General features: G+C 65.6%; 12 protein-coding genes and 1 tRNA gene. All 13 read right to left on the bottom strand.

From position 1 onward, the window contains the following. Positions 1-133, bottom strand: a 133-nt coding sequence (locus ACW5DW_RS16990) for a GTP-binding protein (RefSeq protein ID WP_241899612.1), incomplete at its 3' end; no start/stop codon positions are given. Between the two features lie 75 nt (positions 134-208). Further along, a complete protein-coding gene (gene fusA / locus ACW5DW_RS16985; RefSeq protein WP_457020484.1) occupies positions 209-2,338 on the bottom strand; it encodes an elongation factor G in 2,130 nt (709 codons plus the stop codon). A 188-nt stretch (positions 2,339-2,526) separates the two neighbouring features. Further along, on the bottom strand, positions 2,527-2,994 hold the full coding sequence (gene rpsG / locus ACW5DW_RS16980; RefSeq protein WP_457020483.1) for a 30S ribosomal protein S7: 468 nt from the start codon (positions 2,992-2,994) through the stop codon (positions 2,527-2,529). 12 nt (positions 2,995-3,006) lie between these two features. Continuing rightward, entirely contained in the window at positions 3,007-3,381 is a 375-nt protein-coding gene (rpsL, locus tag ACW5DW_RS16975) for a 30S ribosomal protein S12 (RefSeq protein WP_457020482.1), read from the bottom strand. A gap of 259 nt (positions 3,382-3,640) precedes the next feature. Next, positions 3,641-7,909 carry a DNA-directed RNA polymerase subunit beta' gene (gene rpoC, locus ACW5DW_RS16970; protein ID WP_457020481.1) on the bottom strand — a complete coding sequence of 1,423 codons (4,269 nt, stop codon included), beginning with the start codon at positions 7,907-7,909 and terminating at the stop codon, positions 3,641-3,643. An 89-nt stretch (positions 7,910-7,998) separates the two neighbouring features. Next, positions 7,999-12,174, bottom strand: a complete 4,176-nt coding sequence (gene rpoB, locus ACW5DW_RS16965; protein WP_457020480.1) for a DNA-directed RNA polymerase subunit beta — start codon at positions 12,172-12,174, stop codon at positions 7,999-8,001. 472 nt (positions 12,175-12,646) lie between these two features. Beyond that, complete coding sequence (gene rplL / locus ACW5DW_RS16960; RefSeq protein WP_457020479.1) at positions 12,647-13,015, bottom strand: 50S ribosomal protein L7/L12; 369 nt, start codon at positions 13,013-13,015, stop codon at positions 12,647-12,649. A gap of 60 nt (positions 13,016-13,075) precedes the next feature. Next, positions 13,076-13,618, bottom strand: a complete 543-nt coding sequence (gene rplJ, locus ACW5DW_RS16955; RefSeq protein WP_457020478.1) for a 50S ribosomal protein L10 — start codon at positions 13,616-13,618, stop codon at positions 13,076-13,078. 354 nt (positions 13,619-13,972) lie between these two features. After that, positions 13,973-14,671, bottom strand: coding sequence for a 50S ribosomal protein L1 (gene rplA, locus ACW5DW_RS16950; protein WP_457020477.1), 699 nt, complete (start codon positions 14,669-14,671; stop codon positions 13,973-13,975). 4 nt (positions 14,672-14,675) lie between these two features. Then, complete coding sequence (gene rplK / locus ACW5DW_RS16945; protein ID WP_457020476.1) at positions 14,676-15,104, bottom strand: 50S ribosomal protein L11; 429 nt, start codon at positions 15,102-15,104, stop codon at positions 14,676-14,678. A 203-nt stretch (positions 15,105-15,307) separates the two neighbouring features. Then, positions 15,308-15,880, bottom strand: a complete 573-nt coding sequence (gene nusG / locus ACW5DW_RS16940) for a transcription termination/antitermination protein NusG (RefSeq protein ID WP_457020475.1) — start codon at positions 15,878-15,880, stop codon at positions 15,308-15,310. Between the two features lie 17 nt (positions 15,881-15,897). Then, on the bottom strand, positions 15,898-16,278 hold the full coding sequence (secE, locus tag ACW5DW_RS16935) for a preprotein translocase subunit SecE (RefSeq protein ID WP_457020474.1): 381 nt from the start codon (positions 16,276-16,278) through the stop codon (positions 15,898-15,900). 18 nt (positions 16,279-16,296) lie between these two features. After that, positions 16,297-16,372: transfer RNA gene (locus ACW5DW_RS16930), tRNA-Trp, on the bottom strand. Positions 16,373-16,619 lie beyond the last annotated feature (247 nt).

The raw sequence follows: 16,619 nt of genomic DNA, 5'->3' as shown, positions 1-16,619 counted from the left end.
GGAACTCGCCGCCGAAACGCTCCGCACCGATCTTCGTCAGCGCCGCCGTCAGCGTCGTCTTGCCGTGGTCCACGTGACCAATCGTGCCCACGTTCACGTGGGGCTTGGTGCGCTCGAACTTGCCCTTTGCCATGGTCTTTACCTCTGTATTCAAATCAATGATGTGTGTGCATGGCGCACCGGGGGCGGTGCGCCACGAAGCCGGGGATCAACCCTTCTTGATGACGGTCTCGGCGATGTTCGTCGGCGCCTCTTCGTAATGGTCGAATTCCATCGTGAAGGTGGCGCGGCCCTGCGACATCGAACGCAGCGAAGTCGCATAGCCGAACATCTCGCCCAGCGGGATCATCGCGTTGATGATCTTGCCCGAGAGGGTCTCGTCCTGGCCCTGCAGGACGCCGCGGCGACGGCTCACATCGCCCATGACGTCGCCAAGGTAATCCTCGGGGCTGACGATCTCGACCTTCATGATCGGCTCGAGCAGCACCGGCCTGGCCTTGGCGAAGCCCTGCTTGAACGCCATCGAGGCGGCCAGCTTGAACGCCATTTCCGACGAGTCGACGTCATGGTACGAGCCGAACACCAGCTTGGCCTTGACGCCCACCACCGGGAAGCCCGCAAGCGGACCGCTGGTGATGGTTTCGCGCATGCCCTTCTCGACCGACGGGATGAACTCCTTCGGGATCACGCCACCGGTGATGTCGTTGAGGAACAGGAAATCGTCCTTGATGTCCGCCGCATGCTTCTCGCGGTCCTCTGCGGTCAGCGGCGACATCTCGATCACCACGTGGCCGTACTGACCCTTGCCGCCGGACTGCTTGGCGTGCTTGTAGTCGGACTTGACGTCCTTGGAGCGGATGGTTTCGCGATAGGCGACCTGCGGCTTGCCGACGTTGGCCTCGACGTTGAACTCGCGCTTCATGCGGTCGACGAGGATGTCCAGGTGCAGCTCGCCCATGCCGGAGATGATGGTCTGGCCAGACTCTTCGTCGGTCTTGACGCGGAACGACGGGTCTTCCTGGGCCAGCCGGCCCAGCGCCAGGCCCATCTTTTCCTGGTCGGACTTGGTCTTCGGCTCGACCGCCATCGAGATCACGGGCTCCGGGAACACCATGCGCTCGAGGATGATCGGCGCGTCCTGCGCGCACAGCGTATCGCCGGTGGTGACGTCCTTCAGGCCCACGGCCGCCGCGATGTCGCCGGCCAGCACTTGCTTGATCTCCTCGCGATTGTTGGAGTGCATCTGCAGCACGCGGCCGATGCGCTCCTTCTTGCCCTTGGTCGAGTTCAGCACCTGGTCGCCGGCGTTGAGCGTGCCCGAGTAGACGCGGAAGAAGGTCAGCGAACCCACGAACGGGTCGGTCATGATCTTGAACGCAAGCGCGGAGAACGGCGCCTTGTCGTTGGGGTCGCGGCTCAGCTCCTTGGTCTCGTCATCGACATCGACGCCGTTGATCGCAGGCACGTCGACCGGCGACGGAAGCAGCTGCACCACGCCGTCGAGCATGGCCTGGACGCCCTTGTTCTTGAACGCGGTGCCGCAGAACATCGGCACGATCTCGGTCTTCAGCGTGCGCTCGCGCAGGCCGCGGACGATCTCTTCCTCGGTCAGCTCGCCGCCTTCGAGGTACTTGTCCATAAGTTCTTCGCTGGCCTCAGCCGCGGACTCCACCATGAACGCGCGCGCTTCGGTCGCCTCTTCAAGCAGGTTGGCCGGGATCTCGCGATATTCGAAGTTCAGGCCCTGCGAGACGGTATCCCAGTGGATCGCCTTCATCTTGATCAGGTCGACCACGCCCTCGAAGCCGTCCTCGGCGCCGATCGGCACCTGCATCGGCACCGGCGAAGCACCCAGGCGCGCCTTCAGCTGGTCGCGCACCTTGACGAAGTTGGCACCGGTGCGGTCCATCTTGTTGACGAACGCGATGCGCGGCACGTGGTACTTGTTGGCCTGGCGCCACACCGTCTCCGACTGCGGCTGCACGCCACCGACCGCACACAGCACGAAGACCGCGCCGTCGAGCACGCGCAGCGAACGCTCGACTTCGATCGTGAAGTCGACGTGGCCGGGGGTGTCGATGATGTTGAAGCGGTGCTCGGGCAGGGACTTGTCCATGCCTTTCCAGAACGCCGTCGTGGCCGCGGACTGGATCGTGATGCCGCGTTCCTGCTCCTGCTCCATCCAGTCCATCGTCGCGGCGCCGTCGTGCACCTCGCCGATCTTGTGGCTCTTGCCGGTGTAGAACAGGATGCGCTCGGACGTCGTGGTCTTGCCGGCGTCGATGTGCGCCATGATGCCGAAGTTGCGATAGCGTTCGATGGGGGTCGTGCGGGCCACGGGATTGCCTCAGATTCAATGCGGTGGGAAGTCCGCGCACCGGGGCGGGGACCGTCGCGAGGGACTCGCTTCTTCAATGGCCGAATGCCGCCAGGCGGCGGCATCGGACACATCGCACGCGGCATCGCGCCGCGGAAGTGGCGCCGGTGGCGCCGCGGGGGCCGAAGACCGGCCCCACGTGGTGTGTCTTACCAGCGGTAGTGCGCGAACGCCTTGTTCGCATCCGCCATGCGGTGCGTTTCCTCGCGCTTCTTGATCGCGCCACCGCGGCTCTCGGAGGCGTCGATCAGTTCGGCAGCAAGCTTGCGCGGCATGGAGTTCTCGCCGCGCTTGCGCGCCGACTCGATCAGCCAGCGCATCGCCAGCGCCATGCGGCGCGACTGGCGCACCTCGACCGGCACCTGGTAGGTGGCGCCACCGACGCGACGCGACTTCACCTCGACCGACGGGGACACGTTGCCGAGGGCCTTTTCGACCACTTCGACGGCGTTGCTGTTCTTCTCGCTGATCACGTCCATCGCGCCATACACGATCTTCTCGGCGACAGACTTCTTGCCGCTCTTCATGACCATGTTGATGAAGCGGGCGATCGTCTCGCTCCCGTGCTTGGGATCGGGCAGGGTGGAACGTTGGGGAGTATTACCTTTACGCGACATGATTCAGTTTCCTCAGGCCTTCGGGCGCTTGGCGCCGTACTTGGAACGCGCCTGCTTGCGCTTGGCGACGCCGGCGGCATCGAGCGAGCCGCGCACGGTGTGGTAACGCACGCCCGGCAGGTCCTTGACGCGACCGCCACGGATCAGCACCACGCTGTGCTCCTGCAGGTTGTGGCCTTCGCCGCCGATGTACGAAATGACTTCGTACCCGTTGGTCAGGCGCACCTTGGCGACCTTGCGCAGCGCCGAGTTCGGCTTCTTCGGGGTCGTGGTGTAGACGCGGGTGCACACGCCCCGACGCTGCGGGCAGTTGGCCAGCGCGGGAGAGTTGCTCTTGTAGATTTCAGGGCTGCGCGGCTTGCGCACCAGCTGATTGATCGTTGCCATCGGTCAGTGGTTTCTTGGGTTTCGGGGCGGATGCCCTCGTGAAAACGACGGCAGGCGGGAAGACCCGACCTGCCGAGACGAAAAAGTATAGCCCGCGCTGACGGAGACCGTCAACGCAAGCCATGCTTCCGGTCCCGTCACCGCGGTCACCCGCTGCCGGACCAAATGCTGCTTCCGCCCATCCTGGGCCGAAAACGAGGCGCTCCCTGCGCCTCATTTCGAGATCTGGGCCCCCTTGTCGGGGGCCGCGTACCGCAACTCAGCTCGCGCTGGACTCCTGGCCGGCCGCTTCGACCGTCGGAGCGTCCTCGATCATCACCGCAGCCGGATCGGCCGCGACGGCGGTCGCGACCGCCGCCTGCACCGGCGCACCCGTAAGCGCGTCGAGCTCGGCGTCGGTCAGCCCCGCGGCCTTGTTGCGGCGACGGGTGTGGTAGGCCAGGCCGGTGCCCGCCGGGATCAGGCGGCCGACGATGACGTTCTCCTTGAGGCCACGCAGGCCGTCGCGGGTGCCGCGGACGGCAGCCTCGGTCAGCACGCGGGTGGTCTCCTGGAAGGACGCCGCCGACAGGAACGACTCGGTCGCCAGCGAAGCCTTGGTGATGCCCAGCAACACCGGGTCGGCGCGGACCGGCAGCTCGTTCTTGGCGGCGAGCTTCAGGTTCTCCTCGATCACGCGCTGGCGCTCGGCCTGCTCACCGGCCAGGTAACGGCTGTCGCCCGGGTCGGTGATCTCGACCTTGCGCAGCATCTGGCGAACGATCACCTCGATGTGCTTGTCGTTGATCTTCACGCCCTGCAGGCGATACACGTCCTGGATTTCCCTGGTCAGGTACACGGCCAGCGGCTCGACCCCGAGCAGACGCAGGATGTCCTGCGGCGTCGGCTCGCCGTCCACCACGGTCTCGCCCTTCTCCACGTGCTCGCCTTCGAACACGATGATCTGGCGGTACTTGGGAATCAGCTCCTCGTGATCGTCACCGTCGGGCGCCTTGATGATCAGGCGCTGCTTGCCCTTGGTGTCCTTGCCGAAGCTCACCACGCCGGACTTCTCGGCGAGGATCGCCGGGTCCTTCGGCTTGCGGGCCTCGAACAGGTCGGCCACGCGCGGCAGGCCGCCGGTGATGTCGCGGGTCTTCGACGCTTCCTGCGGGATCTTGGCGACCACGTCGCCCACGCCCACCGGCGCACCATCCTGCAGGTTGACGATCGAGCGCGGCGGCAGCATGTACTGCGCCGGCAGGTCGGTGCCCGGGATGTTGAGGTCGTTGCCGTCCTTGTCGATGATCCGCACGATCGGACGCAGGTCCTTGCCCTGCGAGCCACGGCGCTTGGGATCGGAGATCTCGCGCGAGGCCAGGCCGGTCAGTTCGTCAGTCTTCTCGACGACAGTGACGCCGTCGACGAAGTCCACGAAGCGGATCGAACCGGCCACTTCCGAGACGATCGGGTGGTTATGCGGATCCCAGTTGGCCACGGTCTGGCCAGCCTTGATCTCGGCGCCGTCCTTGACCGTGATCGTGGAGCCGTAGGGCAGCTTGTAGCGCTCGCGCTCGCGGCCGTGGCCGTCGAGCACCGACAGCTCGCCCGAACGTGAGACGACCGTCAGGTTGCCGCTGGCGTGCTGCACCGTCTTGAGGTTGTTGAACTTGATCGAGCCGGTGGTCTTGACCGTCACGTTGTCGATGGCCGCCGCACGCGAGGCCGCGCCACCGATGTGGAACGTACGCATGGTCAGCTGGGTGCCGGGTTCGCCGATCGACTGCGCGGCGACGACGCCGACCGCTTCGCCGAGGTTGACGATGTGGCCACGGCCCAAGTCGCGGCCGTAGCAGTGCGCGCAGACGCCGAAGCTGCTTTCGCAGGTGATCGTCGAGCGCACCTTGAACGACTGCACGCTCGCGTCTTCCAGCTTCTGCACCCAGGCTTCGTCGAGCAGGGTGTTGCGGGTGACGATCGGATCCTCGTCGTTGCCCGGCAGGAACACGTCCTCGGCCACGACGCGGCCCAGCACGCGGTCGCGCAGCGGCTCGACCACGTCGCCGCCTTCCACGATCGGTGCCATGGTCAGGCCGTTCATCGTCCCGCAATCGCTTTCGGTGATCACCACGTCCTGGGCCACGTCGACCAGGCGACGGGTCAGGTAACCGGAGTTGGCGGTCTTCAGCGCGGTATCCGCCAGGCCCTTGCGGGCACCGTGGGTCGAGATGAAGTACTGCTGGACGTTCAGGCCCTCGCGGAAGTTCGAGGTGATCGGGGTCTCGATGATCGAGCCGTCGGGCTTGGCCATCAGGCCACGCATGCCGGCCAGCTGGCGGATCTGCGCCTGCGAACCACGCGCGCCGGAATCGGCCATGATGTAGATCGAGTTCATCGACTTCTGGTCGATGGTCTCGCCCTTGGCGTTGAGCACCTTCTCGGTGCCGATGGTGTCCATCATCGCCTTGGCCACGCGCTCGTTGGTGCGCGACCAGATGTCGACCACCTTGTTGTAGCGCTCGCCCGCGGTGACCAGGCCCGACTGGTACTGCTGCTGGATTTCCAGCACCTCGGTCTCGGCCTCGGCGAGGATGCCCTTCTTCTCGTCGGGGATGATCATGTCGTCGATGCCGATCGACACGCCGGCGCGGGTCGCGAAGGCGAAGCCGGTGTACATCAGCTTGTCGGCGAACACGACCGTGTCCTTCAGGCCCAGCATGCGGTAGCAGCTGTTGATCAGGCGCGAGATGTTCTTCTTGCTCAGCTCGGTGTTGGCCAGCGCGAACGGCAGGCCCTCGGGCAGGATCTCGGCCAGCAGCGCGCGGCCGACCGTGGTGTCCACGATCGAGCTCTTCTTCTCGCGATTGCCGTCCTCGTCGATCACCGTCTCGATGATGCGCACCTTCACCTTGGCGTGCAGGCCGGCCGCCTTGTTGTCGTAGGCGCGGCGCGCTTCGGCGACGTTGGCGAACACCATGCCCTCGCCCGGGGTGTTCTCCAGCGCACGGGTCATGTAGTACAGGCCGAGCACCACGTCCTGCGAGGGAACGATGATCGGCTCGCCGTTGGCGGGCGAGAGGATGTTGTTGGTCGACATCATCAACGCGCGCGCTTCCAGCTGGGCTTCCAGCGAAAGCGGCACGTGCACGGCCATCTGGTCACCGTCGAAGTCGGCGTTGAACGCGGTGCAGACCAGCGGGTGCAGCTGGATCGCCTTGCCCTCGATCAGCACCGGCTCGAAGGCCTGGATGCCGAGGCGGTGCAGCGTCGGCGCACGGTTGAGCAGCACCGGATGCTCGCGGATCACCTCTTCGAGGATGTCCCACACCTCGGCCTCTTCGCGCTCGACCAGCTTCTTGGCCGCCTTGATCGTCGTGGCCAGGCCACGGCGCTGCAGCTTGGCGAAGATGAAGGGCTTGAACAGCTCCAGCGCCATCTTCTTGGGCAGGCCGCACTCGTGCAGGCGCAGGGTCGGGCCGACCACGATGACCGAACGGCCCGAGTAGTCGACGCGCTTGCCGAGCAGGTTCTGGCGGAAGCGGCCCTGCTTGCCCTTGATCATGTCGGCCAGCGACTTGAGCGGACGCTTGTTGGTGCCGGTGATGGCGCGGCCGCGGCGGCCGTTGTCCATCAGGGCGTCAACCGACTCCTGCAGCATGCGCTTCTCGTTGCGCACGATGATGTCGGGCGCGTTGAGTTCGAGCAGGCGGCGCAGGCGGTTGTTGCGGTTGATGACGCGGCGGTAGAGGTCGTTGAGGTCGGAGGTCGCGAAGCGGCCACCGTCCAGCGGCACCAGCGGACGCAGGTCCGGCGGCAGCACCGGCAGCACGGTCATGACCATCCACTCGGGGCGGTTACCCGACTCGAGGAAGGCCTCGACCAGCTTGATGCGCTTGGTCAGCCGCTTGAGCTTGGTCTCCGAACCGGTGGCGGCGATGTCTTCCTTCAGCTTGACCGTCTCGGCCTGCAGGTCGATGGTGCGCAGCAGGTCGAACACGGCTTCGGCGCCCATGGCGGCGTCGAAATCATCGCCGTGCTCCTGGCGCATCTGCATGTACTGCTCTTCGTTGAGCAACTGGCCGCGCTCGAGCGGGGTCAGGCCCGGCTCGGTGACGACGAACGCCTCGAAGTACAGGATGCGCTCGATGTCGCGCAGGGTCATGTCCAGCATCAGGCCGATGCGCGAGGGCAGCGACTTGAGGAACCAGATGTGCGCGACCGGCGAGGCCAGGTCGATGTGGCCCATGCGCTCGCGGCGCACCTTGGCCAGGGTCACTTCGGTGCCGCACTTCTCGCAGACCACGCCGCGGTGCTTCATGCGCTTGTACTTGCCGCACAGGCACTCGTAGTCCTTCACCGGTCCGAAGATGGCGGCGCAGAACAGGCCGTCGCGTTCGGGCTTGAAGGTGCGGTAGTTGATGGTCTCGGGCTTCTTCACTTCGCCGTAGGACCACGAACGGATCAGGTCCGGGGAAGCGAGCGCGATCTTGATCGCGTCGAAGTCCGGCGTCGGACGGTGCTGGTTGAAGAGGTTCAGAAGGTCTTTCATGTGTTTCTCCGGGATCTGGAATCGAGGACGGGGCTGCGGTGCTTGCCGGTGGCGGGCGCGTCATGCGCGCCCTGCCCCCGGCTGCGTCCTCAGTTCTCTTCCAGCTCCATGTTGATCGCGAGCGAGCGGATTTCCTTGACCAGGACGTTGAAGGACTCCGGCATGCCGGCGACCATCTCGTACTCGCCGTCGACGATGTTCTTGTACATCTGGTTGCGGCCCTGCACGTCGTCGGACTTCACCGTCAGCATTTCCTGCATGGTGTAGGCCGCGCCGTAGGCTTCCAGCGCCCACATTTCCATTTCGCCGAAGCGCTGGCCGCCGAACTGCGCCTTGCCGCCCAGCGGCTGCTGGGTGACGAGCGAGTACGGACCGGTGGAGCGCGCATGCATCTTGTCGTCGACCAGGTGGTTGAGCTTGAGCATGTGCATGTAGCCCACGGTCACCTTGCGCTCGAATGCCTCGCCGGTGCGGCCGTCGTACAGCTGGGCCTGGCCGCTGGTCGGCAGGTCGGCCAGTTCGAGCATCCGCTTGATCTCGGCCTCGGACGCACCGTCGAACACCGGGGTCGCCATCGGCACGCCGTCGACCAGGTTCTTGGACAGCCTGATCAGTTCGTCGTCGCTGAACTGCTTGAGGTCGACGCGCTGCGCGAAGATTTCCTTGTCGTGGTTGTAGATCTCGTCGAGGAACTTGCGCAGGTCGGCCACCTTGGCCTGCGCCTGCAGCATCGCGTCGATCTTGCGGCCCAGGCCCTTTGCCGCCCAGCCCAGGTGCGTTTCCAGGATCTGGCCGATGTTCATGCGGCTCGGAACGCCCAGCGGGTTGAGCACGATGTCGACGGTCTCGCCGTTGGCCATGTGCGGCATGTCCTCGACCGGAACGATCGTGGACACCACGCCCTTGTTGCCGTGCCGGCCGGCCATCTTGTCGCCCGGCTGGATGCGGCGCTTCACGGCCAGGTAGACCTTGACCATCTTCAGCACGCCCGGCGCCAGGTCGTCGCCCTGCATGATCTTGCCGCGCTTGTCGGCGAAACGCTTCTCGAACTCCTTCTCGTGCGCCTCGATCTGCTTCTGCGCGCGCTCGATCGCGTCGGACGCTTCGTCATCCTTCATGCGCAGCTGGAACCAGTCGGACTTCTTCAGCCCGTCGAGCACCAGCGAGGTGACCGTGTCGCCCTTCTTCAGGCCAGGACCACCGTTGGCCGTGCGACCCAGCAGCTGCGAGCGCAGGCGGTTATAGATCGCCGCCTCGAGGATGCGGAACTGGTCGTCGAAGTCCTTCTTGACGCGCTTGACCTCGGACTCCTCGATCTGGCGCGCACGTTTGTCCTTCTCGATGCCGTCGCGGGTGAAGACCTGCACGTCGATGACGGTGCCGTCCATGCCCGGGGGCACGCGCAGCGAGCTGTCCTTCACGTCCGAGGCCTTCTCGCCGAAGATCGCGCGCAGCAGCTTCTCCTCCGGGGTCAGCTGGCTCTCGCCCTTGGGCGTGACCTTGCCGACCAGGATGTCGCCGGCGCGCACTTCCGCGCCGATGTACACCACGCCCGACTCGTCGAGGCGGTTGAGCGCCTGTTCGGAGACGTTCGGGATGTCGGCCGAGATCTCCTCCGGCCCGAGCTTGGTGTCACGCGCAACCGCGGTCAGTTCCTCGATGTGGATCGTGGTGTAGCGGTCTTCCTGGACCACGCGCTCCGACAGCAGGATCGAGTCCTCGAAGTTGTAGCCGTTCCACGGCATGAACGCGACCAGCATGTTCTGGCCCAGGGCCAGCTCGCCGATGTCGGTCGAGGGGCCGTCGGCCAGCACGTCGCCGCGCGCGATCACGTCGCCCACGTTGACCAGCGGGGTCTGATTGATGCAGGTGTTCTGGTTGGAGCGCGTGTACTTGATCAGGTTGTAGATGTCGACGCCGGCATCGGTCTCGCCGGAGATCTCGTCCTCGTTGGCCTTGACCACGATGCGGCCGGCGTCGATCTGCTCGATCACGCCACCGCGGCGCGCGTTCACCGTCACGCCCGAGTCGCGCGCCACGGCGCGCTCGATGCCGGTGCCCACCAGCGGCTTCTGCGCACGCAGCGTCGGCACGGCCTGGCGCTGCATGTTGGCGCCCATCAGCGCGCGGTTGGCGTCGTCGTGCTCCAGGAACGGCACCAGCGCCGCGGCGACCGACACGGTCTGCATCGGCGAGACGTCCATGTAGTGGATCTCGGCCGGCGGCTTGAGCAGGTTCTCGCCCTGGAAGCGGCAGGACACGAACTGCGCGTCAAGGTTGCCCTTGGCATCCTGCGGCGAGTCGGCCTGGGCGATGACGAACTCGTTCTCCTCGATCGCCGACAGGTATTCGATGTCGTCGGTGACGCGACCCTCCACGACCTTGCGGTAGGGGGTCTCGAGGAAGCCGTAGTTGTTGGTGCGGGCGAACACCGCCAGCGAGTTGATCAGACCGATGTTCGGGCCTTCCGGCGTCTCGATGGTGCAGACGCGGCCGTAGTGGGTCGGATGCACGTCGCGCACTTCGAAGCCGGCGCGCTCGCGGGTCAGGCCGCCCGGGCCAAGCGCGGACACGCGGCGCTTGTGGGTGACTTCCGAGAGCGGGTTGTTCTGGTCCATGAACTGCGACAGCTGCGACGAACCGAAGAACTCCTTCACCGCCGCCGCGACCGGCTTGGCGTTGATCAGCTCCTGCGGGGTCAGGCCGTCGTTTTCGGCCATGGTCAGACGCTCGCGCACGGCGCGCTCGACGCGCACCAGGCCGACGCGGAACACGTTCTCGGCCATCTCGCCGACCGAACGCACGCGGCGGTTGCCGAGGTGGTCGATGTCGTCGACCACGCCGCGGCCGTTGCGGATTTCGGTCAGCACCTTGATCACGTCGAGGATGTCGGACGTGTCACCGCAGGCTTCGCGCAGGCGCCCCGACTCCTCGTCCTTGCGCTCGGCGAAGTACTTGGCGTCGTACAGCACCGCCGAGCCGGTAACCTCGCGGCGACCCAGGCGGCGGTTGAACTTCATCCGGCCCACGCCCGACAGGTCGTAGCGCTCGAAGGCGAAGAACAGGTTGTGGAACAGGTTCTGCGCAGCGTCCTTGGTCGGCGGCTCGCCGGGACGCATCATGCGGTAGATCTCGACCAGCGCGTCGAGCTGGGTCTTGGTGGCGTCCACGCGCAGCGTGTTCGACAGGTAGGCGCCACGGTCGAGGTCGTTGGTCCAGATCGTGCCGACCACCTCGATGCCGGCCTTGCGGAAGGCCACCAGCATTTCGTCGGTGATCTCGTCGTTGGCCAAGGCGATCAGCTCGCCGGTCGAGGCGTCGACCACGTCGTGCGAGAGCACGCGGCCCACCACGTACTCGTCGGGCACGGCCAGGGCGGCGACGCCGGCAGCTTCGAGCTGCTTGACGTGGCGCGCGGTGACGCGCTTGCCGGCCTCGACAATCACCTTGTCACCATCGGCCAGGTCGAAGTTCAAGGTCTCGCCGCGCAGGCGCTCGGGCACCAGTTCCAGCTCCACGCCCTCGCCTTCGGGCAGGACGTGGAAGGTGTTGATCTCGAAGAACTCGTTGAGCATCTCTTCGTTGTTGTAGCCCAGCGCGCGCAGCAGCACGCTGACCGGCAGCTTGCGGCGGCGGTCGATGCGGGTGTACAGCGCGTCCTTCGGGTCGAACTCGAAGTCCAGCCACGAGCCGCGGTAGGGGATCACGCGCGCGGAGAACAGCAGCTTGCCCGAGCTGTGGGTCTTGCCACGGTCGTGGTCGAAGAACACGCCCGGCGAACGGTGCAGCTGCGAGACGATGACGCGCTCGGTGCCGTTGACGATGAAGGTGCCGTTGCCGGTCATGAGCGGGATCTCGCCCATGTAGACCTCCTGCTCCTTCACGTACTTGATGGCCTTGTTCGACGACTCGCGGTCGTAGATCACCAGGCGCACGGTTACGCGCAGCGGCGCGCCGTAGCTCATGCCGCGCTGGCGGCACTCGCGCTCGTCGAACACCGGCTCGCCAAGCTTGTAGCCGACGTATTCGAGGGCGGCGTAGCCGTTGTAGCTGACGATCGGGAACACCGACTTGAGGGCTGCGTGCAGGCCCTTGTCATCGCGCTTGTTCGGGTCCTTGTCGGCCTGCAGGAACTCGCGATAGGAGTCGACCTGGATGGCGAGCAGGAACGGCACCTCGAGGATCGAGCGGCGCTTCCCGAAATTCTTGCGGATGCGCTTCTTCTCGGTGAACGAGTAGTTCGACTGGAGCTGGGACGTCGTCATGGGGAGCTGATGCCTCGGTCTGGGACCTGCGCGGACGCAGGCCCTTGAAAACGAAAAGTTGTCACTGGACAGTTGCTGGTATTGCCGGCACCAGCACGCCTTCTCCCGCTACTGACCACTGACAACTGTGTGGAGCAGGGAGCAGGTCCGGGATTCGGGATTGGAAAAAGCCGCGCAAACGCCTGCTTTCCCGAATTCCGAATCCCGCAGCCGTCTCCCGGCATTACAACGACCGAAGGCCGGGGGCGTACGGCCCCCAGCCTCGGCTTCCGCCCTCATTCCCGCGTGGGCGGGAATGAGGCGGCTCCTGCTTTGATTTGCACTCGGTTGAGGGCCAATCTTTACCTCGGTTGGCTTCCGCTTTCGCGGAGACCGTGGATGACCAGCCCTGCGGGCTGTTGCAATCCGCTTCCCGCATTCGCGGGAATGCCGCTCGGCCAGCCACGCGCCCTGCGGCGCGTGGGGCCTGACGTCACTTGACTTCGACGGTCGCGCCGGCAGCCTCGAGGTCCTTCTTGCACTTCTCGGCTTCGTCCTTCGACACGGCTTCCTTCAGGACGCCGCCGGCCTCGGTGAGGTCCTTGGCTTCCTTCAGGCCCAGGCCGGTGATGGCGCGAACGGCCTTGATGACCTCGACCTTCTTGTCGCCGGCCGACTTCAGGGTGACGGTGAACTCGGTCTGCTCTTCGACAGCCGCGGCCGGGCCGGCGGCGGCGGCCGCGGCAACCGGGGCGGCGGCGGAGACGCCGAACTTCTCTTCGATGGCCTTGACCAGCTCCACCACTTCCATCAGGGACTTCTCGGCGATCGCGTCGACGATCTGTTCGTTGGTAAGGGACATGGATGTTTACCTTTGGAAATTATCTGGGATTGGGTTCAAGCGAACCGGATGACGTCGAACTCAGGCTTCGGCCGCGGCTTCTTCGGCGGCGGCCTCGGCCGGCGCTTCCTCGCCACCACCCTGCTTGTCGGCCACGGCCTTGACGGCACGGGCAAACATCGCGGCGGGCTCGATCAGCACGCGGGCCAGCATGGCCAGCGCCTGGTCGAGGGTCGGCAGCGCAGCCAGGACGTCCACATGGCTGGCGGGATACAGCTCGCCACCCACGGAGACCACCTTCGGCTGCAGCTTGTCGTTGCCCTTGGCGAACTCCTTGATCAGGCGACCGGCAGCGCCGGGCTCCTCCGTCGAAAACGCGTACAGCAGGGGACCGACGAGTTCGCTCTTGACGCACTCGTATTCGGTACCTTCGACGGCGCGCGCGGCCAGCGTGTTCTTGACAACCTTCAAGTACACGCCTTCCTCGCGGGCCTTCTTGCGCATGGCGGTCATTTGCGCGACCGTCGTGCCTGCGTATTCGGCGGCGACCAGGGAGTGCGCCTTGGCGGCGACGTCTGCCAGCTCGGCGACAACTTGTTGCTTCTGGGACAGATTGAGAGCCATACACTCCTCACTTATTGACTCCGCTCGCGACTCCTGCCGCTTGCGGTCCTGGACGGCATCCGGTCCGTGGACGCCGGGGACGCGAAGGTCCCGGGTTGGTGGCCTGTCCGGCTGGTCCGTGAACGCACCAGAACAACTTCCAGAAGGCGGCACCATCTGCGCAGGCGGACCCCGGAGGGTTCGATTAAGCGATCCCGCTAGCCACGACGGCGATTCCATGCCAGCACGAGCTCCATGCCCGTCGTCGTTGCGCGCTGACCGCACCTGCGGTCTTTGACGGCTGTCGTCGCTGGCCTGGGCCTGCGGCGACTGCCCTCAACGCCCCGCCCGTTGCCGGGCGAAGCGGTAACACGATTACTTCAGGCTCAGCGTCGACGGGTCGACGATGACGCCGGGGCCCATCGTCGAGCTGACCGAGATCTTCTGCAGGTACTGGCCCTTCGAGGTCGCAGGCTTGGCCTTGACCAGGTCGATCAGCAGCGCCTGCAGGTTTTCCTTGAGACGCTCGGACCCGAAGTCGGCCTTGCCGATGGTGCAGTGGATGATGCCGGCCTTGTCGGTGCGGTAGCGGACCTGGCCGCCCTTGGCGTTCTTGACCGCCTCGCCCGGGTTCGGCGATACAGTGCCGACCTTCGGGTTGGGCATCAGGCCACGCGGGCCGAGCAGCGTGCCGAGCTTGCCGACCACGCGCATCGCGTCCGGGGTGGCGATCACGACGTCATAGCTGAGGTCGCCGCCCTGCATCTTCTCGGCCAGGTCGTCCATGCCGACGGCATCGGCACCGGCCGCCAGGGCCTCCTCGGCCTTGGCACCGGCCGGGGCGAACACCGCGACGCGCACGCTCTTGCCGGTGCCCTGCGGCAGCACGGTCGAGCCGCGCACCTGCTGGTCCGACTTCTTGGCATCGACGCCCAGGCGGACGGCTACGTCCACGGCCTCGACGAACTTGGCCTTGCTGTGTTCCTTGATGATCTTCAGGGCGTCATCGATCGCATACGCCTTGCCCGGCTGCACGGCGGCCTGGATCGCCTTCTGTCGCTTGTTCAGTGCCATGGTCTCAGCCCTCCACCGTCAGGCCCATCGAACGGGCAGAACCCGCGATGGTGCGTACCGCTGCTTCCAGCTCGGCTGCGGTCAGGTCCGCTTCCTTCGCCTTGGCGATGTCTTCGAGCTGGGCACGGGTGACCTTGCCCACCTTCTCGGTGTTTGGGCGCTTGGAGCCGGAGGTGACGCCAGCCGCCTTCTTCAGCAGCACCGTGGCCGGCGTGCTCTTGGTCACGAAGGTGAAGGTGCGGTCCGAATACGCGGTGATGATCACCGGCGTCGGCAGGCCGGGCTCGAGCTTGGAGGTCGCGGCATTGAACGCCTTGCAGAACTCCATGATGTTCAGGCCGCGCTGGCCCAGCGCGGGGCCGACCGGCGGCGAGGGGTTGGCCTGACCGGCCTTCACCTGCAGCTTGATGTAACCGACTACTTTCTTTGCCATTTTTCTGTTCTCTCCGGGTGCAAGCGCCGTTCAGGCTCCCCATCGGGCCGGGAACATGTCATCTGGAGCAGCGCGTCCCGGCGTCGCGGTGCTCCTTCCACGCGAAAGACCGCCAATACGGCGGCCTGCGATTCTGCCCGGCTTCCCGGGCGGGGAGCCGGCTAGTATAGCGACTTTCCCGGGCTTCTGCAGCCCGGGCGCCCTCAGGCCTTTTCGATCTGGGCGAACTCGAGCTCGACCGGGGTGGATCGGCCAAAGATCAGCACCGCCACGCGCACGCGGCTCTTCTCGTAGTTGACTTCCTCGACCACGCCGTTGAAGTCGTTGAACGGACCGTCGACCACGCGGACCATCTGGCCCGACTCGAACAGGACCTTGGGCCGGGGCTTCTCGACGCCTTCCTGGACGCGGTCGAGGATGGCCGTGGCCTCCTCGTCGCGGATCGGCAGCGGGCGATCGGCGGTGCCGCCGATGAAGCCCATCACCTTCGGCGTTTCCTTGACCAGGTGCCAGCTCTCGCTGTCCATGCGCGGGATGCCGCCCTCGTCGCGGGTCACGATCTGCACGAGCACGTAGCCGGGGAAGAACTTGCGCTCGGAGCGGCGCTTCTGGCCCGAGCGCATTTCGATCACTTCTTCGGTCGGGACTAGGACGTCGCCAAAGCGATCCTGCATCTCCGCACGGGCGATGCGGTCACGCAGCGCCTGCGCCACCGACTTTTCAAAGCCGGAATACGCATGCACCACATACCAACGCTTGACGCCTTCCGCTTCCATCAAACCCGTGTCTCCAGTCATTGCCCGAGGAACAGCTGCACCAACCACTTGATGACCGTATCGAACCCGGCCAGCAACAACGCGATGATGATCACCACGATCATCACCACCCAAGTCATGCGCATGGCTTCCTGGCGCGTCGGCCAGACCACCTTGCGCAGTTCGAAGCGCGATTCGGACAGGAATTCGCGCGTCTGGCGGCCCTTGAGACTGGTCATGAACACCGCCACGCCCGCCACCACGCCCAGCACCACCATGCCAATCCGGGCCGGAGCCGGCCACTGCGCTTCGAACCAGTAGAAGGCGAACAGGCCGGACACAACCAGCAGCAGCGCCAGTGCGTACTTGACCATGTCGCCAGCCGACGTGTTGCCGGATTGCTCGACTCTACTGTTCACTCGACTCGCTACTCTGGATGGCACGCCAGGAGGGACTCGAACCCCCAACCTGCGGTTTTGGAGACCGCTGCTCTGCCAATTGAGCTACTGGCGTATCTTTGAATTATGCCGCTTCCGGAAAAGGCAATGGCGGCTTGCGCCGCCTTTGCCTGTTCCGGCCATCTCCGAGGAGAGGGGAAGCGGGGACTCCTTGCGCGGCGGGGGATGGGGATCCCTCGCTGCGCTCGGGATGATGTTCCGGCAGCCGTGCGCGCAAGGCGCGCACGGGCCGTCACATCACTTGACGATCTTTGCCACCACGCCGGCGCCGACGGTGCGGCCGCCTTCGCGGATCGCGAAAC

The organism is Luteimonas sp. A482 (assembly GCF_054072655.1).
The sequence above is the reverse complement of the archived record's forward strand: the minus strand, read 5'-3'. Positions and strand labels throughout refer to the sequence as shown.